The sequence below is a fragment of the Arthrobacter parietis genome, assembly GCF_039530425.1.
Taxonomy (GTDB): Bacteria; Actinomycetota; Actinomycetes; order Actinomycetales; family Micrococcaceae; genus Arthrobacter_D; species Arthrobacter_D parietis.
This window is the reverse complement of the sequence record NZ_BAAAON010000001.1, coordinates 1-23,439: the sequence shown is the minus strand read 5'-3', so window position 1 is coordinate 23,439 and position 23,439 is coordinate 1. Positions and strand designations below refer to the sequence as shown.

The window sequence follows — 23,439 nt, the reverse complement described above, 5'->3', positions numbered from 1 at the left end:
AACAATGACCTCCTCCCTGACTCTCCTCCAGGCACGTCGGATCGCACTGGAGGCGCAGGGACTGGCACGGGAACGGCCCACCAATACCCCGGGAACGCGGGAGGTGGGCCGTATCCTTGCCCAGCTGCAACTTCTGCAGATCGACTCCGTGAACGTGCTCTCCCGCAGCCACTACCTGCCGCTGTTCGCACGGCTCGGACCCTACGACCGCACGCTGCTGGATCGGCTTTCGTCCCGTGCGCCCCGGCGTCTGGTGGAGTACTGGGCCCACGAGGCGAGCCTCGTCCTCCCTGAACTCTTTCCCTACCTCGTCAGCACCCAGAGCCGAAAATGGGCGAGTGCATCCTCGCTGCCCACTGAAGTGCGGCAGGTCCTCAGTAACCGCATCCTCGAGCTGCTAAGCGCAAGCCGCCCACTCACCGCGGCCGAGGTACAGGACCGCATCGGCCATTCCGAGCAGAAGAGAACGGGCCAGTGGGGCTGGAACTGGAGCTCCGCAAAAAGGGTGCTTGAGGACCTCTTTCAGCAGGGGCTCATCTCGTCCGCAGGACGGACTGCGCAGTTCGAGCGGCGCTACGCACTGACAGAAAAGGTGATGCCTGATCCGGCTCTTGCCAACCTCGACATACCCCCAGCAGATGCCTACCTTCACCTGACGGAGCGCGCAGCCCGGGCACTGGGAATCGGTACCACCCGATGTCTGGCAGATTATTTTCGTATTCCCGTGAAAGCCGCGACAACCGCCGTCCATGTGCTGGTGCAGCGCGGAACACTGATTCCTGTATCGGTTGCGACGTGGAAGCAGCCCGCCTACCGCTATGCCGGATCTGTTCTTCCACGGGCTGCCACCGGAAGGGCATTGCTGAGTCCTTTCGACTCATTGGTCTTTGAACGGCGGAGGCTTGAATCGCTGTTCGGCTTCCACTACCGCATCGAGATCTACACGCCGGCTGAGAAGCGGACGTATGGCTACTACGTGTTGCCGTTCCTTCTTCGTGATTGCATGGCTGCTCGGGTGGACCTCAAGGCGGACCGGGCGCAGGGGCAGCTGCTGGTGAGAGCGGCGCATGGTGAGCCGTCGATGCCCGCGGACACCGCCGTCGAACTGGCGGCGGAACTCGTTCTCATGGCCGGATGGCTGGGACTGGACGAGCTGATCGTGGAACCGCGAGGAAACCTGTCGGCCCAGCTGGCTGCGCAGATGGCCGAGGAATACGCGGGGAACTAAATCGAGGGACGGTACGTCTCTCACGTAGACTGAATTCGCCAGGAAACGGCGTACCTAGATTGGGAGCAAAAACCAGTGCCATCACTTCTTGAACGAGTCCTTCGTACCGGCGATAAGAAGACACTGAAGCAACTCCGCAACTACGCCGACGCGATCAACGTCCTCGAAGATGAGTTCCGCGCCCTCAGCGACGAGGAATTGCGCGGGGAGACCGATAAGCTGAAGAAGCGCTACGAGGACGGGGAAACCCTGGAGGCGCTCCTGCCCGAGGCATTCGCTGCCGTGCGGGAAGCGGCCGGGCGCACACTGGGGCTTCGTCATTTCGACGTTCAGCTGATGGGAGGCGCTGCGCTCCATCTGGGCAACATCGCCGAAATGAAGACCGGTGAAGGGAAGACCCTCGTCGCCACCGCGCCGGCTTACCTGAACGCTCTCACCGGCAAGGGCGTCCACATCGTCACCACAAACGACTACCTGGCCGAGTACCAGTCCGACCTGATGGGCCGGGTTTTCCGTTTCCTTGGATTGAGCTGCGGCTGCATCCTGTCCAAGCAGGATCCTGCCACCCGGCGCGCACAGTACGCATCGGACATCACCTATGGCACAAACAATGAGTTCGGATTCGACTACCTCCGCGACAACATGGCCTGGAGCGCCGGCGAACTGGTCCAGCGTGGACACAACTTCGCGATCGTCGATGAGGTTGACTCGATCCTGATCGATGAGGCGCGGACGCCGCTGATTATTTCCGGGCAGGCCTCGGGTGATGTGAACCGGTGGTATACCGAGTTCTCCAAGGTGGTTACCCGCCTCACTCGGGATACGGATTATGAAGTTGACGAGAAGAAGCGCACCGTCGGTGTTCTTGAGAGCGGCATTGAGAAGGTTGAGGACTACCTCGGCATTCACAACCTCTACGAATCAGCCAATACGCCGCTGATCGGCTTCCTGAACAATGCGATCAAGGCGAAGGAACTTTTCAAGCGGGACAAGGACTACGTCGTTTTGAACGGCGAGGTCATGATTGTCGATGAACATACGGGTCGAATGCTTGCCGGTCGGCGCTACAACGAGGGAATGCACCAGGCGATCGAGGCCAAAGAAGGCGTTGAGATCAAGGCGGAGAACCAGACCCTCGCGACGGTCACACTGCAGAACTACTTCCGCCTGTACAACAAGCTGTCGGGCATGACCGGCACTGCGGAGACGGAAGCCGCTGAGTTCATGGGAACTTACAAGCTGGGCGTTGTGCCCATTCCCACCAACCGGTCCATGATTCGCGAGGACCGCTCGGACCTGATTTACAAGAATGAGATTGCGAAGTTTGATGCCGTCGTCAAGGACATCGTGGAGCGGCACGAAAAGGGACAGCCGGTGTTGGTGGGTACAACGTCGGTTGAGAAGAGCGAGTACCTCTCCAAGCAACTCGCCAAGGCGGGCATCCGGCACGAGGTACTGAACGCGAAGAACCATGCCCGTGAGGCCTCGATCGTCGCGCAGGCGGGCCGCAAGGCTGCGGTGACGGTGGCAACCAATATGGCCGGTCGCGGTACGGACATCATGCTCGGTGGTAATGCCGAGTTCAACGCGGTGGCCGCTCTCGAGAAAAAGGGCCTGCATCCGGCGGAGAACCCAGAGGAATACGAGGCTGAATGGCCTAACGCTCTCGCCGCGGCAAAAGACGCGGTGGAGGCAGAGCAGGAGGAAGTCCGGGATCTCGGGGGGCTCTATGTGCTCGGAACGGAACGGCACGAATCCCGGCGTATCGACAACCAGCTGAGGGGCCGCTCCGGTCGTCAGGGCGATCCCGGAGCGTCTCGTTTCTATCTCTCCCTCACCGATGATCTGATGCGCTTGTTCAACTCCGGCGCTGCGGAGCGGATCATGAACAGTTCATCGATGCCTGATGACGTTGCGCTGGAATCGAAGTTGGTCTCCAAGGCGATTGAGAACGCCCAGGGCCAGGTGGAGGGACGCAACGCGGAGCAGCGAAAGAACGTCCTGAAATACGACGACGTCCTGAACCGGCAGCGTGAGGCAATCTACAGCGACCGCCGGCGCATCCTGGAGGGCGATGACCTGCACGAGAAGGTGGAGCACTTCCTCGAAGACGTAGTCACGGCGATGGTGGATGAGGCGACCGCACAGGGCCACGGCGACGACTGGGACTACGAGCTCCTCTGGACCAACCTCAAAACGCTCTATCCGATCAGTCTCACTATCGACGAGGTAGTTGAGGAAGCCGGCAGTAAGTCGAAAATCACCCGCGATTTCCTGCACGCCGAGATTCTCTCCGATGCGAAGGTCGCCTACAAGCAGCGTGAAGAGTCGCTCGGCGAGAAGTCCATGCGGGAGTTGGAGCGCCGCGTTGTCCTGTCTGTCATTGGCAGGAAGTGGCAGGAGCATCTCTACGAGATGGATTATCTGAAGGAAGGCATCGGTCTGCGTGCCATGGCACAGCGCGATCCGCTCGTGGAGTACCAACGTGAGGGATTCGTACTGTTCCAGGCGATGATGGAAGCCATTCGCGAGGAGAGCATCGGCTACATCTTCAACCTTGAGGTTGAAGTAGCGCCGGCACAGCGGTCGGGACTGCCTGGCGTGGCAGATGGCCGCGGGCTGGTGGACACCCCGACAATCAAGGCTGCAGGTCTTGAGGAACCTGAGCGCCCTGCCAGCCTGGCGTTCACATCACCCAACGCTCAGGGTGGCGTGGAGACCCGGGTCGAAAGACGGCGCAGCGAGGCTGATGATGACTCCGCTAAGGGCGGTCGGGCGGAACAGCGCGCTGCTGCCAAGCGCCGCCGCAAGTAGCCGTTTGGCGGTGGTGCCAAATCGGAGGACGTCATCCGATTTGAAGTTCGGTGACGCGCCACTGGCCACGCCAGCGCTCGATCCGCAGGGCGATTGCCCTGGCGCGTTGTTGCTCTGCTGCGACAACTGAAACTTCGAAAATTGAGGCAGTGATCGGGCAAATGCGCACGCTTCGAATGAGGACGTTGCGATGAAGGCGTGAGGCGCTGCTACCGGTTCTTCCGCCAGATGCGGATCCTCGCGTTTGTTCGATGCTGCGAACCAGATTGGAACGCAGCTGAAGACGCTCATAGCTGCGCGCGTCGAGCATCCTTGCCATCTGCTGCAGCGGTCTCGTTCCGCCGAGAACCTCGAGGGCACCCCGGGCGACCTTCCTGGCCAGGGTCTCGAGCTCGTCCGGGATCACCGGTTCCGGGCTCGGCATCGGGGCAGGCGGCCGCGGAAGCGAAAGTACCGTTGCTTCATCTGTCCGGCCAAGGGCCGTTGGGTCATGGAGCAGGAGAGGGCGCGGCGCGCCGCTTACCTTCGCAAGGGGCGCAACGTCGGCGGTGGTGGGCAGATGGGAGATGGCGCTCACGTGGTTTCCTCGTTTCATTTCGATGCCGGTGAAGCACCCATTGGCGGATGGAGTATCTGTCCGGGCAGAAGCAGCTCCGGGTTGTCTCCGATAACGTCCCTGTTCGCCGCATACCAATGCGGCCAGATCTCGGCTACTTTCGCGTCCGAGGCTGCCGGACCCAGATGCCGGGCAGTCAGGCTCCACAGCGAGTCGCCTGGCTGCACCACCATTTCTTCCGGTCCCGCACCTGGGGCAGACCCACTGTCGCGCGGGTCTTTGACCAGCAGGCCTCCAGCGGTGGGTTGCGCGCTTGGTTGCCAGGAAGGTTTGAGTACTTGTGGTGCTTCAACCGGTACCCATTGAGGGTTCAGGTTGGAGATCTCCTCCCCACCGTTAACCTGCCCAGCGGAAGCCTGCACAGCGGCGGATGACAATGGAGCTACGGCAGTTCCAGCATGTGCGCACGGGACCGTGATCAGATTGACACCCAGAGCCAGGCAAGCCGCCCGCCGCATGAAGATCGGAGCAAGAGATCCGATCCGCTGCGCGGCTTGTGGACGGCCCTGCCGGCGAAGCAACTCCGCCAGAATGGCGAAGCAGAAGCTGAGACTCCACCATGCCAGGACCAATGCGCCAAGGATGGCGACTCCCGCGCCCACCACTGTCGACAAACCGCTCCCGGTAGTGGAGAGCGCCTGAGCCTCCGCCAGCGTCTTCCCACCGAAAGCCAAAGCGCTGCCGAGCAACAGAATGGCAAGGACTGATCCTGTTTCCATCCACGTCGATTTCATTCCAACTCCGTTTGGTGCAGTTTGATGCAGTTTGATGTGTTCGATAGGACTTGTCTATCGTGGATCGTGTTGAATGTCTACTGGTTGACCCGATGATTTCATCGACCGTAGGCTGGTCCGATGCGCTGGACAGCACTTTTTGACGACATTGAGGCGCAGCTGGAAGCTGCGGAGCGGATCGCCGGCGATGCTGAAGTCGCGGACCGTGTTCGTCGTGAACAGGGTGGAGTGACCATCGCTGACCGCGTCCGCGGTCAGCTTGGTTTCGTTCTCACGGTGGAAACGTCAGGCGGGGGGAAATTTGACGGTGAGTTGACCCACGTCGGCTCGGAGTGGCTCGTCCTGAGCAAAGCCCCAGCGGAAGTGATAGTTCCCCTCACCGCCATCAGTCTTATCGGGGGCCTGGGTCGCAACGTTGCCGTTGGAACTTCGCGCGTAAGGGAAGGACTGGGGCTTGGATCCGCCCTACGAACTCTCGCCAGGGACCGTGCACGCGTCATCGTGCACCGGGTCGAGGGGAGCCCACGGATCGAAGGAATCATCGACCGGGTGGGTAAGGATTTTCTCGAGATTGCGGCGGTTTTGCCCGGTGAACTGCGGCGATCGGCGAGCGTTTCTGCCGTCTACGCTGTTCCCTTTGCGGGAATCGCTGCGGTCTCCTCGAGTTGACCGTTTGAGCGCGGTGCCCAGCAGGCACCGCGCTCAAACATCGGCGGAGCAGGTTCCCTAAAGTTCCTGCTCCACATGTATGCCGTCCTTCACGCTTGCTGCTGTTCTCTGGTAGGCGCGTGCGATGTAGTCCTCGAGTACCTGAGTCTCCACCCGCCATTGCCCACGGCCGCCAACCTGGATGGCTGGAAGCTCACCAGAGCGCACCAACGCGTAAGTCTGCGACGACGAGATATTGAGCACCTCGCCTACATCGGCCAGGGTCATGAACCGTTTCTGTGCCACGAAAGCCGCCTTCCCTTCGTTCCACGCAGGAAACCCTTCTGTCCCATCTTGCCACCCCTGAGCACTTCGGATCTCGATATCCACAGTTTGCTGCCAATTTGTCCTTTTGGTTTCCATTTGTTCGGACACTGCAACAGAATTACTTCGGGCGCGACTCCGTCGACGAGTTGCGTAGATGATTGTTAAGAGCGGGGAACAGGGGAACAACACGTGAGTCTCAAGATCGATAGTCCAGCGAGCACAGGAGCGCCGGTCCGTCTGCGGAAGCCGTCGTGGAAGGACCCTCGTCTTCTCGTCGGGATACTGCTCGTGTGTGTGTCAGTCGTTGGTGTGATCGCGCTCGTCGAAAGTGCAAACAAAACTGTCGCGATCTATGCCGCGCGAGGGGATTTGCCGGTTGGTTCGGAGCTCACTGAAGAGGATTTCCGCATCGTGCCGGTGCGGTTGGGGGAGGTCGAGGATTCGTACAGAATGGTCAGTGAAGGCCTTCCGGAGAACGCAGTTGCTTTGAGGCTTATCTCTGCGGGAGAACTGCTTCCTGCCTCCGGCCTAGGAGCGCCGGATGCCCTCGACCGTAAACCGGTAGGTTTGACCATCGAGGATCCGCTGCCCGCCGGAACCGCCACCGGTGACCGCGTCGACGTCTGGGTGTCACCACGCGGCGAGGGCAACGGTTTCGGCGCTCCGGAGCTGCTGCTTGAAGGTGCCGAGATCTATGACTACGCGGAGGAGGACTCCGCGCTGGGAGCCACCTCTTCTGCCCGCGTTTTCGTGCTGGTCGCTGATGAGACTCTTCCTGCGCTCCTTGATGCGCTGTCCAATGAGGCGAGGATCGCCGTCGTCGTTAATGCAGGTGCGCAGTGAGTATCCCAGTGGTAACGCTCGGAAGTTCCGCCAGCGACTGCGTGCCCGGTCTGGAACAGCTTCGCGGTCCAGTCACTGTGGTTCGGCGCTGCGCTGAATTCGCGGACATGATTGCGGCTTGCCAGACGGGGATCGCGCGGGCTGCAATCATCGCCTTCGATGCAGAAGAGCTCACGGCCTCGCTGGTGGAACGCCTGCGTACCGCTGATGTGGCCGTCGTTGCCTTGACCGACGACGACGACGCAAGGGAACGGCTGCGTGCGCTCGGGGTACGGCATCTTGCCTCCTCTGCGCCCTCCGTAGTCCTGGCAGATGAGGTTGCCGCCGCCGTTGCGGATCTCGAATCACAGCGCACGGGAAGCCTGATCGGTTCGTTCGCGGATACTTCACGTGCACTGGCGCCCCAAGCGCCGTCCCGGTCCGAAGAAGTCGAGCCAGATGGGAACGGCATCGTGTTCGCTGCGTGGGGCCCCACCGGTGCCCCGGGCCGCACCACGGTAGCGGTCAATGTTGCAGCCGAACTGGCTGCGACAGGATCCCGCGTCCTGCTCATCGACGCCGACACCTACGGCGCGAGCGTTGCCGCGTTCCTCGGACTGCTGGATGAGTCAGCGGGCATCGCCCAAGCCTGTCGCCTTGCAGATCAGGGCGTCCTCAACGCAGCGGCGCTGGAGCGAATCTGCACCAAAGTGGCACTCGACGGGCACGCACTCTTTGTCCTGACCGGCGTCACCCGCGCTGATAGGTGGGCGGAGGTGAGACCGTCCGCGCTTGGCCTTGTTCTGGCACTTGCGCGTTCGATGTTCAATTTCATAGTGATTGACTGTGCATTCGGTCTCGAAGCGGATGAAGAATTGAGCTTCGACACCCTAGCCCCGCGCCGGAACGGGGCGACGCTGCGGTGCCTTGAGCTGGCGGACGAGGTGTATGCAATCGGATCCGCTGATTCGGTTGGGGTTCCCCGCCTTGTGCGGGCGTTGACCGAGCTGGATGAAGTGGTGCCCACACTGACGCCACGGGTCGTGTTCAACAAAGTACGGGCAGCGTCGGTGGGCCGTTCGCCCGAGCGACAGCTTCGCGAGGCATGGGAACGCTTTGGTCCGTCCGTTCCTATTTCAACTTTCCTGCCCGCCGACTTCGAGGCTGCTGATGACGCCCTTCTCAAGGGTTCGACGCTGCGGGAAGCGGCTGCAGCCTCACCACTTCGCCAGGCGATCGCCTCACTGGTTGATGCACCGATTGAACAACGGCGGCGCGGCTCTACTAGGCCAACCTCCAACGAAATGAAGTTTTCCAGCAACGGCGTTAGGCTTCCACAGTAAGGGGGTCGCGAAGGGGCGGCCTTTCATTTCGTTACGGAGGCGGTTCATGTCGTCTGGATCCAGCACCACGGAACAGTCCAGCTCTGACACATCATTCACCGAGTTCATCCAGCACTATTACCAGCACCTCGCGGATGACGATGCCGGCACCTATTCGCCGGACGCGCTGACCAAACGGGCGCTTGAGCACCGCTCGGTGGCCGCAATCCGGTCCACGGGTGAGGCGCTTGTCGGGGTCTTTGACCAGGACGACGCGAGCATAGTCATGATCGTCACTGACGATATGCCTTTCCTCGTCGACTCCGTGACAGCGGAGCTGGTGCGCCAGCAAGCGGCCATCCGGCTGGTAGTGCACCCAACTTTCGTCACGGTGCGTCACCGGTCATCCCACGAGCTCATGCGGCTGCGACGGGTTCCGTCCTCAGCAGGTTCATCGAGTGGAGATACCGCGGCACTTCCAAACCTCGCCGATCTGGTGGCCGAGAGTGACGTCAGTGCGCACGTCGAATCCTGGATCGCGGTCGAGATCGGCCGAATCAGCGACGAGAAGCGGCGTGCAGAGATTATTGAAGGCCTGCAGCGCGTCCTCACGGACGTCCGCGCTGCAGTTGAGGACTGGGCGGCGATGCGCAGCAAGCTGCGCGAAGTGTCATCAACGCTGCAGCAGGTGCCGGCAGATGCCGGGATACCAGGTCTTGAGCAGGCGCAGGAGCTGTTGGCGTGGCTGGACGGGGGGAATTTCACGTTCCTCGGCTACAAGGAATACGACCTCGAGACAGAAAATGGTGAGGACGTTCTCCGCGTCCGTGAAGACAGCGGGCTGGGCCTGCTGCGTCACCCGATCGATGGCCGGCCCGTCCAGCATCTGACGCAGGCTGGCCGCGCCAAAGCCCGTGAGAAGCAGCCGCTCGTCATTACCAAGGCCAATTCACGCTCGACGGTACACCGCGCGGCTTACCTCGACTACATCGGCATCAAGCGGTTCGACAGCCAGGGCAACGTATCCGGTGAGCGGCGGTTTATCGGATTGTTCGCCACGAGCGCCTACACCGGATCCGTTCGCAGCGTTCCTATCGTCCGGGACAAAGTGAATGAAGTGTTACACCGTTGCGGGTTCCCTTCGGACTCGCATTCCGGTAAGGACCTGCTGTCCATTCTCGAGACGTACCCGCGGGATGAGCTGTTCCAGGTTGATGTCGATGACCTCGTCACGACGGCCATGGGCATCCTGAGGCTGCAGGAGAGGCGCCGTACAAGGCTGTTCCTCCGCCCGGATACCTATGGACGGTTCATGTCCGCACTGGTATACCTCCCTCGGGATCGCTACACAACCAGCGTTCGGCTGCGCATCGAGGATGAGCTGCGGCGTACATTCAAGGCCGAGTCCATCGATTACGAGGCGCGGATGAGTGAATCCGCCCTCGCGCGTCTGTTCTTCCGCATCCGGCTTCCCAAGGGTGCCGAAGTAGCCCACGTTGAGGTTGCCGAGCTTGAGCAGCGCCTCGTGATGGCTGCCCGTTCCTGGTCCGAGGGCATCGATGAAGTGGCACGGACCCGGTTCAACCGCCGGGATGCAGATCGATTCTCACGCCTGTGGGCTGAGGCGTTCCCGGCTGCTTATCGTGTTGATTACGAAGTGGAGGACGCGCTCGAGGACATCGAACGGTTCGCCGCCTATGACCGGATGGATACAGCCGGTCCGATCATGCATGTCTACGTTCCATCAGGTGCAGGCGAGCATCTGGAAGAGGACGCGCGGCTCAAGTTATATCTCACCGAGCCGAAAAGCCTCAGTCAGATCTTGCCGTTCCTGCACAATCTCGGTCTGGAGGTGCTCGACGAGCGTCCCTTCGAGATTGAACGTTCCGACGGCCGGGACTTCTTCCTCTACGACCTCGGCTTGCGTTACCCGCAGGGAATTGATCCAACAGGTACGGGTGAACTGTTGGAGGAGGCATTCGCCGCCGCCATGGCTAATGCCAGTGAATCCGATTCATTCGATCGACTCGTCCTGAAGGAAAACCTACGCTGGCGGCAGGTAGCCATTCTTCGCAGTTATGCGAAGTACATGCGGCAAATGGGCAACATGAACTCATACGGGTTCATCAGCGACACTCTGCTGGCCAACCCCGGGGTAACGCGCAAGCTGATTGCGCTCTTCGAGGGACGCTTCGATCCCGACCTCAGTTCCGGACAGCGCGAAGAAACGACGGCTCGCGTGCGTCGCGAGTTGGACTCTGACCTGGAGCAGGTTCCCACTCTTGACGCTGACCGGGTGCTTCGCACCTTCGCCAACGTCATCGAAGCGACACTGCGCACAAACTACTTCCAGGACCAGCACCACATCAGCTACAAGCTGAACACTGCTGCCATCGAGGGAGCTCCGCATCCGCGCCCGAAGTTTGAAATCTGGGTGTACTCACCTCAGGTCGAAGGCGTTCACCTACGTTTCGGGGACATTGCGCGGGGTGGACTGCGTTGGTCCGATAGGCGCGAAGACTTCCGCACAGAGATTCTCGGCCTTGTAAAGGCCCAAACGGTGAAGAATGCTGTGATCGTTCCGACTGGTGCGAAGGGTGGTTTCTACGCCAAGCAGTTGCCTGATCCCGCACAGGATCGCGCAGCGTGGATGGCAGAGGGCCAGGCAAGCTACCGCACGTTCATCCGCGCCCTCCTCGACATCACAGATAACCTCGTGACTACAGAGGACGGCGAGCAGGTTGTTCCACCCGAAAGGGTGGTCCGGCATGATGGCGACGACAGCTATCTTGTGGTGGCCGCGGATAAGGGGACAGCTTCCTTCTCAGACATCGCCAACGAGCTTTCCGCTGAATACGGCTTCTGGCTGGGCGATGCCTTCGCATCGGGTGGTTCCGTTGGGTATGACCACAAGGCAATGGGCATAACAGCCCGCGGGGCGTGGGAATCGGTAAAGCGACACTTCAGCGAGTTCGGGGTGGACACACAATCCGAAGAGTTCACAGTGGCCGGTGTCGGTGACATGAGCGGAGACGTCTTCGGTAACGGAATGTTGCTCTCGACGCACATCCGCCTCGTAGCGGCTTTCGATCATCGCCATATTTTTCTGGACCCCAACCCCGACGCATCGAGATCGTTCGACGAGCGCAAGCGGCTCTTTGAACTTCCGCGGTCCAGTTGGGCCGATTACAACCCGGAGCTGATCAGTGAGGGCGGCGGTGTATACGCGCGTCACGTGAAATCCATACCGGTTTCGGCGCAGGTCCGCGAGGCACTCGGTCTTGATCCCTCGGTGACGAGCATGAGTCCGCCGGAACTTCTCCGTGCCATCCTCAGCGCTCCGGTTGACCTTCTGTACAACGGCGGTATCGGCACCTACGTAAAAGCCTCCACCGAGTCACACGCAGATGTAGGCGACAAGGCAAATGATGCCATCAGGGTCGACGGGAACCAGCTGCGTGCACGCGTGGTCGGCGAGGGCGGAAACCTCGGAATGACCCAGCGCGGACGCATCGAGGCGGCGCTGAAGGGAGTAATCCTGAATACCGACGCAATCGACAACTCAGCAGGCGTGGATTGTTCTGACCACGAGGTCAACATCAAGATATTCGTTGACCGGATGGTACGCATGGGTCGCCTCGGCGAGGAGGAGCGCACAGAATTCCTGCACTCGATGACTGAGGAAGTGGCCGAACTCGTTCTTCAGGACAACATCGACCAGAACGTGCTGCTTCTCAACGACCGCCAGCGGGTACTGGAATGGAGCCCGAGCTTCGAGCGCTTGATGGACTGGCTGGAGTCCCATGCAGATCTCAACCGGGAACTGGAAGCTCTTCCCACCACGGTCGAGCTCAGTTCACGGGTAGAAAGCGGACAAGGCCTTACCGCGCCGGAGTTGTCGGTCCTCGCCGCCTACGCCAAGATTGAGCTGACCAAGGCGCTGACCCGGAGCGATCTCGCTGATGATCCCTGGTTCAAGGGAACTTTGCGGCGTTATTTCCCCAGGCAGGTGGTCGAACGGTTCGACGAGGAGCTGGACACCCATCCGCTGCGCCGCGAGATCATTTCGACCGTCATCGCGAACGACATGGTCAATATGGGCGGAATCACCTTTGTTTTCCGCGTGATGGAAGAAACATCGGTGAACGAGTCCGTCGTCGCACGTGCCTTCGTTGCACTGCGGGAGATCTACGAACTGGACCACATCGTCGAAGCTCTTTCGGAGCTTCCTCCAAGCTTTCCGACTGAGCACTGGACCACGGTCCACCTCGATGTGCGCAGGTTGCTTGACCGGGCTGTGCGGTGGTTCGTCAACCACGTTGGCCGTGGCACAACAGTGGAAGAAGATATCACTGCCTTCAAGCCGCTGCTCGATCCGCTGCGCACCAAGCTCGTCAACTACGTGCGTGGCGGGGACCTGGAACGGGTGCGCAGCTGGTTCCAGCGCGCTGAGGAGTGGGGACTGCCCGATTCGATTGCGCAGCACTGGGCGGAGCAATTCGAGTCATTCGGCCTGCTGGACGTTGCGCTCATCTCGCGTCGCGTCGATGAGCCGGTCGAGCGCATCGCCGAGGTCTACTACGCCATTTACGACCGCTTCAATGTGGATAACCTGCTTGAGCGCATCACTTCATTGCCCAGGGAGGACCGCTGGCAGGCGCTCGCTCGCGCTGCGCTCCGCGATGATCTCTACTCGACTGTCTCTGAGATGACCGTGTCAGTCATGAACAGCTCATCGCATCTCGGATCGTCAGACGCGTCCAGCAGGCTCCAGGAGTGGGAGAACCTCAATGCTGAGCACCTCGACCGGGCAAAGAAGATGTTCGCCGAGGTGAATCAGCTTGAACGCGATGACATGGCATCCCTCTCAGTTGCACTACGCTTGCTGCGTTCAATAGTGCGGCAGTAAGGGAGACATAGGTGGCAATCTTCACCGACCCGATCCGGGAACACTCGGGTTTCGCGCCGGGTGATGCTGAGTGGCTGCACCTGTTGGTGGGGGACTGGCAGATGGTTGCCGACCTCGCGTTCGCTGACCTTGCACTGTGGTTTCCCCTGCACGACGGCGGCTACGTTGCCTTGGCGCATGTGCGTCCGTCAACGTCGCACACAGTGTTCCATAGCGACTTCGTCGGTGAACAAATTCGTGCTGATCTGAAGCCATTGGTTGACAAAGCCTGGGAGAGCCAGCAGATCGAGCGTTCCGGGGAAACGAACTGGACCACGGAAATGGCGATGCGTGTCGAAGCAGTTCCGATGGTGCGCAACGGGAGAACACTCGCCGTCGTAACCTCCCACATGGACCTGTCGAGTTCACGCATGCCATCCCGATTGGAGCTGACCTACCGCCAGTGCGCGTATGATCTGCTGCACATGGCAACCCTTGGCCTATGGCCCGATTTTGCTACGCCCACGGGGTCGAGGCGTGGTGCTCCACGTGTGGGCGATGGACTGATCCGGCTCGATGTCGACGGCGTGGTGCAGTACGCCAGCCCGAACGGTGTCTCGGCATTCCGCCGGCTGGGTGACGTTGAAACACTCGAAGGCCGCCCGCTTGCCGAAATTGTCACATCCCTGTTGACGGACCGGCGGGTGGTCGACGAGACGCTTCCCCTGGTGCTGACTGGAAAGATGCCCTGGCGGACTGAAATCGAATCAAAGGGCGTAAGCCTGTCCCTGCGTGCAATTCCGCTGCGTGACGAAAAGGAGCGTTTCGGCGCCCTTGTGCTCTGCCGCGATGTGTCAGAACTCAGACGCCGCGAAATGGAGCTGGTGTCGAAGGACGCCACCATCCGAGAGATTCACCATCGAGTGAAGAATAATCTGCAAACGGTAGCGGCGCTCCTGAGAATGCAGTCGCGTCGGATGGTGAGCGATGAGGCAAAGCAGGGCCTCGAACAGGCGATGCGCCGAGTCGCCACCATTGCGCTGGTGCACGAGACGCTATCGCAGGGTCTCTCCCAGAGCGTGGACTTTGACGAACTCATCGCGCGCCAGTTCCGTCTGTCCGCTGAAGTAGCGTCGCCCAACCAGGCGGTGCGTACTGAGCGGGAAGGCAAGTTCGGCGAGCTACCCAGCGACTTCGCTACCCCGCTCGCGCTGGTCATCAACGAGCTGGTGACGAACGCCGTCGAACATGGGCTGGCGGACCAACCGGGTACGGTGTGGCTGAAAGCCAACCGAAGCGTGGGCGACGACGGCGAGATGCTCACTGTGTCGATTATGGACGACGGCGCCGGGCTGCCCTCCGAAGGGTACAGCGAGGGGCTGGGGCTGCAGATCGTTCGGACGCTGGTGATGAGCGAACTCGACGGAACGATTGAATGGACCTCCCGTGAGGGAGGAGGCACGGTCGTGACCATTGAAATGGGCGTCCCGGGAGCGCGTCGGAAAACGGGAGCTTCCGCGCCCACTCCGCAGAGGAACTGACGGTCGGCTCACGAACAGAGGCACCGCAGACTGAAGGAAAGGGAGGGCATCCGCCGGATGCCCTCCCTTTCCTTCGTCTGTTGAGCGCGAAATTATCAGCGCCGGTTTCTCAGGAGGCGCGACGTGCGCGGGCAGCCCGGCGTTTGAGCGCGCGGCGCTCATCTTCGCTCAGACCGCCCCATACTCCGGCGTCCTGACCGGATTCTATTGCCCATTGGAGACAGGTATCGATGACCTGGCAACGGCGGCAAACGCTCTTCGCTTCTTCGATCTGAAGCAGGGCGGGCCCTGTGTTGCCGACCGGGAAGAACAGTTCCGGGTCTTTGTCTAGGCAGGCAGCGCGGCTACGCCAGTCCATGCTGATCACTTTCTCCTTACGACTCGCTAGGTTTGTGAAAACATTCACGAGGGGTGTCATAGTAAAGGGGGCCACTACGGCCCCCGCATTTTCCTTCATTAAGGCTGTCACGTTACGAAGACGCAAACAAGGGGTAGCCAGAAGGTAATTGCCTCAAACCATGAGGGATGCGTCACACAGTTGACATCAGGCAAAGCAGTCGTAGCTGTGATCGACTATGTCCGGTAGGGTGCGACTGTGTCAAGACCCGTACCTCTGCCTCAGCACGATGGAATAGCCCGGCCGGTGGGCGTGACTATCATCGCGGCAATCCTGCTCTGCGAAGCGGCCGCTCTTCTCGCCGTCGCCGGGTGGTTCGCTTTCGGCCTTATGACCAGTACGCCCACCTCGCTGGGCGGTGCAATATTCATGCTGGTGCTGTTGCTTCTCTTTGCAGGGTGGCTCCTCACCGTGGCCCATTTCCTCTTCCGCGGTTACCGGTGGACACGATCAGCGGCCCTCGTGTTTCAGTTCTTCGTGATCGTTGTGGCAGTACCCACGCTGACCGGTGGAATTCTTTGGGTAGGTCTTTTGCTTCTGGTTCCCGCGGTGGTAGTCGTGCATCAGCTCTTCACCCGCTCGGTGGTGGCCTTCACCACCGCTACCAGTGATGGCACACCGACGTTGTGACGGGCGCTGTCAGGCAGGTCCCTGTGGCTTCCTGCCCGTAACGCATTTCGCGATCTGGAGCTCCATCAACCCGTTCGAATTCACCAGAATCCCCCGTCCAGCCGGCGCCATGCCGTCAACGTCCACGCGCAGTCCGAAGGCATCACCGTCACTGGGGGACCGGGGGCCGAGAACAATTCCCAGCGGATTGCTCCGAAGGCCAGCCAGAGCGGGGCTGGTCGAAACAGTGGGCGAGGGCGAGGAAGCAAAAACCGCCCGCGCTCCGCTCAGCAGGAGCCCGGCCAGTTGTTGATGGACATCGCGCGGCAGCAGGTCGGCGTCGTCGACGAGTAAGAGATTGTCCTCGCCGGCCCCGGTGATGGTGACCCGCTTCCAGAAGGTCGCGCCGTCTTCCTTCGTGCCGGGCCGCAGGCAGTTGATTGACGGAGGGGCCAGATGCTCGATGACGTCCAGCGTTTGCGATTTACCCGTTCCGCTGGACCCCACGACGAGCGCGGCGGTCCGTGGTGGAATTTCCAGCTGTACAGTAGCCAGGTTGTCGCCGCCTTTACCTACCGGCAGCCGGATGGACCGCGGGCCTCTCGACCCTGGTTCAAGTTCAGCACTGGTCACGGTGCGCGGAAGCGCCGCAACCGGGAAGGGTTGCTGTGCGGGTTGCACGTCACATACGGGTCCGGAATCCATGAGAAGCTGCGCCACGGCGTCAGCCTCGGCACTGATACGGCCCTGGACGAACGCGCGGCCCGGGATCGGATCAAGGGCAGGAAGCTTCGGCCAACTCAGTAGCGTCTCGGAACTGGCGCCGAGCGGAAGGTAGAGGCGGTTGGTCAGCATGGAGAAGAACCGGCTGGCAATGAGTTCCCGCTCTCCCGAAATGACGAGTGTGATTCCAGCGGCCTCGCCATCCCGCACGATGTCCTGCAGTGCATCTTCGGCCTTAGCAAACCGGCTGGATCGAAAAGCGGTGGCCCATCGGCCCCAGCCCGTAATGAAGACGGTGATGTGCGGAGCGGTCTCAGCAAGTCCTGGAGCCCCGTTGAGACGGTCGGCGAGGAGTTCGGCGATCCGCTCCAGAACGCGCGTGGCCCGTTTGACTTCAGTGGACGTTACCCAAGCACCGATCTGTGGAGCGTCGCTGACCACGCGCAGGCTTGAGTCGCCGTCGAGCAGGTACAGGTGCCCGTCTGGCTGTGTGCGGAGGTGCTCGGCCGACACATGTGAAAGGACTCTGGCCAGCCCGCTGCCGGACGAACCCACAAGTGCAAGATGCGAGTGGTGTGCGGGATGCCACACGAGCGGACGTTGTTCCTGCTTCTCCGGAATGTCCAGCAGACCGAGTTGGAGCATGTCGGGCGGGACCGCAATGGAATGCGTGATCGTAGCGGGGAGCGGTGCACGCACGGGTGCACGCAGCGGCGGTAGCGGTAGGTTCCGCGCTGCGTTGATAGCGGAGGCGACCAGAGCCGGAAGGCTATCCGCCGTGCCGTGCAGTCTTTCGTTTGCCTGGTTTCTCTCCCTATTGAAGGAATTGTCTGCGTCGGAACTACTGGCCAGGAAAGAAGCCAAGGTCATGATGCACGGTGCCAGGGCGTCAGTGCCGGGCGTCGTCGTCGTCGCAGTCTGAAATTCGATGGGCTGCCCGGAGGCGACGCGCAGGAATCCACGTCCGGGCAGGTTTACCGGTAGGGCGGACGCGACAGCTGACTCAAGCACGTCCTGGGACTCCATCGCTGATTGAACTCGTAGGGCAACGCTTGCAGTGATATTCGCGCGGATGTCGGACGTGATCGCGCCCTGTGGACGCTGAGTTGCAAGGACGAGATGCATTCCCAGCGATCGTCCAAGGGTTGCAATCCGCATCAGTTCATGGACGGAACCGGGAACTTCGTCACTAAGCATCCGGAATTCGTCGATCACGATGATCAGGCGGGGAAGCGGCGTAGGGGTGCGATCGCGGTATTCAACGTAATCGGCGGCGCCGGCGTCTGCGAAGAGCGCCTCCCGCCGTTTGACCTCGGCTTTGAGTGAGACGAGCGCGCGCGAGACGGCCGCCGCAGACAGGTCGGTGAGCATGCCGGTGACGTGCGGCAGGGCTGCAAGCGCGCCGAGACCGGAGCCTCCCTTGAAGTCGATGAAAAGAAAGTTCAGGTCTGCGGGGGAGTGGTTCAGCGCGAGGCCGAGGATCAGTGTTCGCAGAAACTGTGATTTGCCGGAACCTGTCGTGCCCGCGATGAGCATGTGCGGACCCTCGGTCACCAGATCGAAGGTCAGAGGCCCCGCCGCCGATGATCCGATAGCCGTGGTCAGATGACCGTAGTCCGCGGGAACACGCCACCGTTCTGCAATGGTCTCGCTGCCGCACGGGATCAGATCCGGGAGTGCGACGGCCTCCGGGACTGGTGCCTCGGTACTTCCCGCCACTTGTGGGGAGGCGCGAGTTCCGATTGCCCGGGCCAGCACCTCGAACGTATCCGATCGCACGAAGTCGGGTTGGAAACGGACAGTGCCGTCGGGGGTTGTGAGCAGAGGGTTGGGAGGGAAGTAGTCGATAGCCCAGGGACCCATCTCCTCGCAGTTGGAGGTGGAGAAACGGTAAACGCGAACACCTTTCATCTCTGTAACCGGACCGGTGCCGAAGAGCAGGACGGTGGGGTGCCTGCCGGAAGCAGCGAGATGTGCGAACCGTGTGCGATCTGCGACGAGGGTGACCCGTGGCAGAAACCGGGCTGCAGACGGAAGATCCGCGGCTGCACCGAAACAGAGGATTTCTCCGGCTTCGGAAAGGGCGGAGAGCTGCAGGATGAGGAGGCGGGCGACGTTGGGAAGGATGTGCTGCGGACCACGGATGTCCAGATTGAGGGGTTCCTCGCCGCCCGGTTCAACGAATGGGACCAACACCGGTGCGTCGGGAATCACGGGCGGATGCCAATCCGCCGGCTCGGGTTTGGGTTGAACATTGGCAGGCTGCTCGGCCATGCCCAGTCTCAGATAGCGTCGGCCGGTGCTCAACGTTGATGGAGCGCCGGAAGGGGTCGTTTGCGGACGGAGGGCGGCGAGGGTGAGGGCGCCCGCGTCCAGTGCTGCGCGTCGTCGTCGTGCACTGTCTTTGGACACTGCGGCGGTGACTGCATTGGCGAACGCGCGGCGTTTCTTTCGTCCGGTGATGAGCGGAACCATTCCGGTGGCGGCGGAGAGCGCGCTGAACGCCAGGAAGAACCACATACCGGTGGTTACGGCGAGCACGATCCCGAGCACGAGGGGTAGGAAGGCAGTGATGATCAGGAGCCGGCTGCTCTCCGGCGGCGGGGGAGCGCTGACTCCGCAGGGCTCGGTGAGGTCCTCGGCAAGTAGCGGGGCATCCGCGGTATGTGCGAGCACGACGGCGCAGCGACTGGCTCCGAGGCGGATGTCGGAGTCAGTGGTGATCGGGATTCGTTCGGCTCTGGTGCCGTCTACCCAGACGCCGTTCGACGACTGGCGGTCTCGGAGGGTCAGGGCGTCATTGGTGACCGTGAGCACTGCGTGGAGGCGGGAGAGGCCGGGGTCGTGGATGGTGATGTCTGCAGCGCTTCGACCGATCGTGTAGACGCCGCGCGAGAGCGGTATGGCCTTGCCGGCGTCGGGCCCGGACCGCACCAGAAAGAGCAGACTTCCGGGAGAGGACGGCGGCATGCTCGGGTGAGCGCCCGTAGCAGCGACGATCACCGCTCCGGAGGTGAAGGGTGGTACGCCCGGCTGCAGCTCGGCGAGTGGCCTCCCTTCGATGAGGAGGTTTTTGGCACCGGTCCGTTCGGAGAGCTGTTCGTGGAGCTGGCTGCCGCTCGCGAGGTGTGCCTTCGTGATGACCAATTCTTCTGTGGGTTCGCCTCCTGGCAGCTGCACGCCGGGACCTGCGGCGAGCGTGACGTGCAGATCCATAATGTGAGCCTAGGGGCTCCAATAGCCTTGTTTGGTGGGTCAATTCAGATCTGTGGATAAGGTTCTCGGTGCACCAGCGCCCGTGTGCCGGCGAGATGGACGAGACGAAGTAAAGTATTTCGTCGGGCCTTCTGCGAGAGAGGCGAACGGCGAGCGATAACTGGAGAAACTTTGGTGACAAGTGTGGCGGTAGCCGGTATGAGCTCTACCGCACCCGTCAGTCCTGCGAAGTCGTCCTACAGACCTGAAATTCAAGGGTTGCGCGCGCTCGCCGTTCTCATGGTCGTCGTTTACCACATCTGGTTCGATCGGGTGTCCGGCGGTGTGGACGTCTTCCTGCTGATTTCGTCGTTCCTGCTTACTCTGACTTTCATTCGCAAGGCCGAGCAGGGTAGCGCATTTGGTTTGGCTCAATACTGGTTGCAGCTCTTCAAGCGGCTGCTGCCAGCCGTTGTATTTGTGCTCCTCGCAACTCTGGCGGCTACGTATCTCTTCGTTCCCGAGTCCCGATGGCAGGAAATCTTTGATCAGACCTGGGCATCGCTTTTCTATGTGCAGAACTGGCTGCTAGCCGAGAGGTCCGTAGATTATTACGCGGCCGATGAGGGCCTGGCCAGCCCGCTGCAACATTTCTGGTCCCTGTCTGTCCAGGGACAGGTGTTTCTCCTTTGGCCGTTGCTCTTTGCGGTGAGTGCCGTGTTGGCGAGAGTGGCGCACCTGCGTTTCCGGCCCGTTGCGGGCATCATCTTCGGGGCGATTTTTTGTGCGTCACTGGCCTATTCGGTGGCCCAGACCTACACGAACCAGTCGTATGCGTATTTCGACACTCGAGCGAGGCTCTGGGAGTTCGCTCTGGGGACACTGCTTGCGCTGATTCTGCCGTATGTTTCCATTCCCCGTGTGGCGCGGATAATCGCCGGTTGGGTCGCTCTGGCAGCAGTATTGAGCGGCGGTTTCCTTCTTGATGTCGAAAGGGAATTTCCGGGGTTCGTAGCCCTATGGCCGCTCCTCGCCGCCGGCACGATCATGGTCGCCGGAAACTCAGGTAGTCGCTTTGGTGTTGACGCCATGCTGAGCTGGAAACCGCTCGTTCGACTTGGAGATATCTCCTATGCGCTCTACCTGTGGCACTGGCCCATCCTGGTCATCTATCTAACCTTCCGGGATCGATCAGAGGCAGGTCCGCTGTCGGGAGCGGCAATCATCGCCCTGTCACTCGTGCTCGCATATCTGACGACTCGCTTCATTGAGAACCCCGTACGGCACCGGCTGCCCGTGACCCGTCGAGTCGCGGCGATCGCCGTCACAGTCTGCTGTCTGACTGTTGCTGTCCCTCTTTCAGGCTGGCAGTTCGGGCTGAAGGTTCAAACCGACCGCGCGAATGCTCAGACGGTCTCGGACAACCCGGGTGCCAGGGTGCTGGCAGGAATAGTTGAATCCCGCTCCAGCTATGAAGCGCCGATTGTCCCCTCAGCCGCCACTATCAATGGCGAATGGGCCTCGCTGGCGGCTCGATGCAGCGACGCGGCACTTGCGCCGGCTGAGGAGGTGCTGAACGGGCACTGCAGCGACAACGGGATCGATCCATCTGTCAGTGATCGAACTGTGGTGGTGGTCGGTGATTCACATGCTGAACAGTGGCTCGGTGTGATGCGCCCGCTCGCGGCTGAGAACAACTGGACGCTCGTTGCACTGCTGTACGGCGGATGCGACTTCGGTGTCCCACTTCCATCACAGGAAGCTGGATGCCAGGACTTCAACCGGGCCGCGCTCAGCTACATTGAGAATCTGGCGCCGGACGCAATTTTCACCGTTGTCACGGATGCTCACCCCGATACGGCAGAGGACACCGTAGTCCCGGGGTTTCCTGCTGCGTCACGTCAGTTACAGGGACAGGGCATTGAGGTGATCGGCATCCGCGATAACCCTCGATACTCCTTCAATATGATGTCGTGTCTGGAGGAGAGCGGGGGCATCGCTGAATGCGGCCAAGCCCGAAGCGAGACGTTGACCACTCGGGCGCCGTTCGACGCGATACTGAACATAGCGCCTGAAACCGTCCTGCTCGATGCCACGGACCTGATTTGTTCGGAGTTCTCGTGTGATCCGATTGTTGGCAACATGCACGTTTATATCGACGACAACCATCTCACCGAGACTTACGTGGAATCCATGTATCCCGTGTTCAGTGACATGTTCCGCCAGGCGACCGGCTGGGAAGATATCCGCGACTGATCCGATAGTCTTGGTTCCTGAATCGCTGGGTCGCGCACAAGCTATACAGAAAAGGTCTACTTCGCCGTGAAAATTGCTGTCATTGCCCTTGGGAAGATCGGTCTGCCGCTGGCAGTCCAGTTCGCGTCGAAGGGCCACGAGGTCGTGGGCGTGGACGTCAATGCGCAGGTTGTAGAGTCGATCAATAACGCGGTTGAGCCGTTCCCGGGTGAAGCGCACCTGCAGGAGAAGCTGTCCGAGCTGGTGCCAGCGGGCAAGCTCAGGGCCACAACGGACTACGGGCATGCCGTTCCTGGCGCTGATGCCGTCGTTCTGGTGGTGCCCTTGTTTGTTGATGCCGATGCCAACCCTGACTTCGGCTGGATGGATGGGGCCACGGCCGAGCTGGCCAAGCACCTCACACCGGGCACACTCGTCTCCTATGAGACAACCCTCCCGGTGGGCACCACCCGCACCCGATGGAAGCCGATGCTGGAGGAGGGCTCCGGTCTTGTCGAAGGCAAGGACTTCCATCTGGTGTTCTCACCGGAGCGTGTACTGACCGGACGTGTCTTCGAAGATCTCCGCAAATATCCCAAGCTGGTCGGTGGGCTCTCCGACGACGGCGCCAAAAAAGCCGTTGAGTTCTACGAGGCAGTCCTCGATTTCGATGACCGTCCCGACCTTGTTCGCGGCAACGGCGTCTGGGACCTCGGATCAGCCGAAGCGTCTGAGCTGGCCAAACTCGCTGAAACGACTTATCGCGACGTGAATATCGGCCTGGCGAATCAGTTCGCCCGCTTCGCCGCGACCGCCGGAATAGACATCTATCAGGTCATCGAGGCATCCAACTCACAGCCCTACAGCCACATCCATCAGCCGGGCATCGCTGTCGGTGGCCACTGCATTCCTGTCTATCCGCGTCTGTATCTGTGGAATGATCCGTCGGCGACGGTTGTACGGGCCGCCCGCGAAGCCAATGCAGGCATGCCGGAGTACACCGTCGGGCTGCTGGAAGGCGCCCATGGGGATCTGGGCGGTGCGACCGTCGTCGTGCTGGGCGCTGCCTACCGCGGTGAAGTGAAGGAGACCGCCTTCTCAGGCGTTTTCGCGACGGTGGAGGCGCTGAAGGAGCGCGGCGCGAAGGTGCTGGTTCACGATCCGATGTATACCGATGAGGAGCTCTCCTCCCTTGGGTTTGATGCGTACCATGTCGGCGAGCCGGTGGACGCCGCGGTCGTGCAGGCGAACCACGCGGAGTACGCGAACCTGACGCCGTCGGATCTGCCCGGTGTAAAGACCTTCATCGACGGCCGCCGCGTGAGCAGCGCGGATAAGTG

Annotated in this window: 15 protein-coding genes; 10 read left to right on the top strand and 5 right to left on the bottom strand. The window is 61.2% G+C overall.

The window, feature by feature from the left end:
• Nucleotides 1–4: 4 nt before the first annotated feature.
• Nucleotides 5–1,228: a winged helix-turn-helix domain-containing protein gene (locus tag ABFX19_RS00075; protein WP_346027076.1), complete on the top strand. Its 1,224-nt coding sequence runs from the start codon at nucleotides 5–7 to the stop codon at nucleotides 1,226–1,228.
• 75 nt (nucleotides 1,229–1,303) lie between these two features.
• Nucleotides 1,304–4,042 (top strand): preprotein translocase subunit SecA, encoded by a 2,739-nt coding sequence (gene secA / locus ABFX19_RS00070; RefSeq protein ID WP_277358348.1) that lies wholly within the window; start codon nucleotides 1,304–1,306, stop codon nucleotides 4,040–4,042.
• A 31-nt stretch (nucleotides 4,043–4,073) separates the two neighbouring features.
• On the opposite strand, the gene ABFX19_RS00065 is transcribed toward secA, so the two are convergent.
• Nucleotides 4,074–4,619 (bottom strand): Rv3235 family protein, encoded by a 546-nt coding sequence (locus ABFX19_RS00065; RefSeq protein ID WP_277358349.1) that lies wholly within the window; start codon nucleotides 4,617–4,619, stop codon nucleotides 4,074–4,076.
• A gap of 14 nt (nucleotides 4,620–4,633) precedes the next feature.
• Nucleotides 4,634–5,377: a LysM peptidoglycan-binding domain-containing protein gene (locus ABFX19_RS00060; RefSeq protein WP_346027075.1), complete on the bottom strand. Its 744-nt coding sequence runs from the start codon at nucleotides 5,375–5,377 to the stop codon at nucleotides 4,634–4,636.
• Between the two features lie 135 nt (nucleotides 5,378–5,512).
• Between ABFX19_RS00060 and ABFX19_RS00055 the strand changes: the two genes are divergently transcribed.
• On the top strand, nucleotides 5,513–6,061 hold the full coding sequence (locus ABFX19_RS00055; RefSeq protein ID WP_277358351.1) for a hypothetical protein: 549 nt from the start codon (nucleotides 5,513–5,515) through the stop codon (nucleotides 6,059–6,061).
• 57 nt (nucleotides 6,062–6,118) lie between these two features.
• Here ABFX19_RS00055 and ABFX19_RS00050 read toward each other — a convergent pair whose 3' ends face one another.
• Nucleotides 6,119–6,346, bottom strand: a complete 228-nt coding sequence (locus ABFX19_RS00050; RefSeq protein ID WP_277358352.1) for a helix-turn-helix domain-containing protein — start codon at nucleotides 6,344–6,346, stop codon at nucleotides 6,119–6,121.
• A gap of 210 nt (nucleotides 6,347–6,556) precedes the next feature.
• Here ABFX19_RS00050 and ABFX19_RS00045 point away from each other — a divergent pair, with 210 nt between their 5' ends.
• Genes ABFX19_RS00045 through ABFX19_RS00030 form a run of 4 tightly spaced genes read left to right on the top strand, consistent with a single transcriptional unit; the run spans nucleotide 6,557 to nucleotide 14,940 of the window.
• Nucleotides 6,557–7,210, top strand: coding sequence for an SAF domain-containing protein (locus tag ABFX19_RS00045; protein ID WP_277358353.1), 654 nt, complete (start codon nucleotides 6,557–6,559; stop codon nucleotides 7,208–7,210).
• A complete protein-coding gene (locus ABFX19_RS00040; protein ID WP_346027074.1) occupies nucleotides 7,207–8,532 on the top strand; it encodes a CpaE/TadZ family protein in 1,326 nt (441 codons plus the stop codon). Before ABFX19_RS00045 ends, ABFX19_RS00040 begins: the two co-directional genes overlap by 4 nt.
• 46 nt (nucleotides 8,533–8,578) lie before the next feature.
• Nucleotides 8,579–13,420 carry an NAD-glutamate dehydrogenase gene (locus ABFX19_RS00035; protein WP_346027073.1) on the top strand — a complete coding sequence of 1,614 codons (4,842 nt, stop codon included), beginning with the start codon at nucleotides 8,579–8,581 and terminating at the stop codon, nucleotides 13,418–13,420.
• Nucleotides 13,421–13,431: 11 nt separating this feature from the next.
• Entirely contained in the window at nucleotides 13,432–14,940 is a 1,509-nt protein-coding gene (locus tag ABFX19_RS00030) for a sensor histidine kinase (RefSeq protein ID WP_346027072.1), read from the top strand.
• Nucleotides 14,941–15,049: 109 nt separating this feature from the next.
• On the opposite strand, the gene ABFX19_RS00025 is transcribed toward ABFX19_RS00030, so the two are convergent.
• On the bottom strand, nucleotides 15,050–15,298 hold the full coding sequence (locus ABFX19_RS00025; RefSeq protein ID WP_056549944.1) for a WhiB family transcriptional regulator: 249 nt from the start codon (nucleotides 15,296–15,298) through the stop codon (nucleotides 15,050–15,052).
• A gap of 285 nt (nucleotides 15,299–15,583) precedes the next feature.
• Between ABFX19_RS00025 and ABFX19_RS00020 the strand changes: the two genes are divergently transcribed.
• Nucleotides 15,584–15,967, top strand: a complete 384-nt coding sequence (locus ABFX19_RS00020) for a hypothetical protein (RefSeq protein ID WP_346027071.1) — start codon at nucleotides 15,584–15,586, stop codon at nucleotides 15,965–15,967.
• 9 nt (nucleotides 15,968–15,976) lie between these two features.
• Here ABFX19_RS00020 and ABFX19_RS00015 read toward each other — a convergent pair whose 3' ends face one another.
• Entirely contained in the window at nucleotides 15,977–19,885 is a 3,909-nt protein-coding gene (locus ABFX19_RS00015) for a type VII secretion EssC family protein (protein WP_346027070.1), read from the bottom strand.
• 198 nt (nucleotides 19,886–20,083) lie between these two features.
• Here ABFX19_RS00015 and ABFX19_RS00010 point away from each other — a divergent pair, with 198 nt between their 5' ends.
• On the top strand, nucleotides 20,084–22,120 hold the full coding sequence (locus tag ABFX19_RS00010) for an acyltransferase family protein (protein WP_277358359.1): 2,037 nt from the start codon (nucleotides 20,084–20,086) through the stop codon (nucleotides 22,118–22,120).
• 66 nt (nucleotides 22,121–22,186) lie between these two features.
• Nucleotides 22,187–23,439, top strand: a 1,253-nt coding sequence (locus tag ABFX19_RS00005; RefSeq protein ID WP_346027069.1) for a nucleotide sugar dehydrogenase, incomplete at its 3' end; no start/stop codon positions are given.